This window comes from Paraburkholderia sp. BCC1885, assembly GCF_900996235.1.
Taxonomy (GTDB): domain Bacteria; phylum Pseudomonadota; class Gammaproteobacteria; order Burkholderiales; family Burkholderiaceae; genus Paraburkholderia.
Window position 1 is genome coordinate 1 of record NZ_CAAJGM010000028.1, and the last position, 760, is coordinate 760.

The 760-nt window shown below is 65.9% G+C and carries 1 protein-coding gene; it reads right to left on the minus strand.

Annotated elements, in window-relative coordinates; genetic code table 11:
• Positions 1-760 (minus strand): TonB-dependent receptor domain-containing protein (locus FQ755_RS02310; RefSeq protein WP_144150600.1); only part of this gene is annotated, 760 nt, incomplete at both ends.

A 760-nucleotide genomic window follows, 5' to 3' on the forward strand; every position in this document is an offset into this window, starting at 1 on the left:
CAGAAATCGATCTTCATGCCAACGTTGAAATTGCGGCCCGGGGCCGTAAGGGCCGCGATGGTGGCGGCGCCGTCGCTGTCCTTCAGGCCGCGCACGTCGTTCCAGACCCAGTACTTGCGGTCGAACAGGTTGTTGATGCCGGCCGTCAGGCTGACGTGGCGCGAGAAGCGATAGCCCGCGTGCAGGTCGACGATGGTGAACGAGGGCGTGGAATAGAAGCTCGGATCCGACATGTCGGACTTGCTCTTGCGCGAGTTGTAGGTCAGGTCGACGCCCGCGAACCAGCGCTCGCCGCCGGTGTAGCGCAGCCCCAGCACCACCGCGAGCGGCGGCACCGTATCCAGCCCGGTGGTCACGCCGTCCTTGGTTTCGGTGCCGCGGATCCAGGCCAGGCCGCCCTTCACTTCCAGGCTGTCGTCGACCAGCCAGTCGGCCTTGGCCTCGAGGCCGCGGATCGAGGCCTTCGAGAAATTCACGTACTGCACCGTGTACGGATCGTTCGGCGAGCGCACGTTGCCGCCCACCACCTTGGTGTCGATGAAGTCGTTGTAGCGCCCCGCGAAGCCGGCCAGGCTGTAGCTCACGTGGCCCGCGCCGACGCCGAACTTGCCGCGCGTGCCGAGCTCGAAGGTATTGCTGGTTTCCGGCCGCAGGCTCGGGTTGCCGACCTGCTGGTAGAACAGGCCATAGGAGCCGGCCGGGTTGTAGTAGCTGTTGACCTGGTAGGCCGAGGGCGAGCGGAAGCCGCGTGCGTATTGCA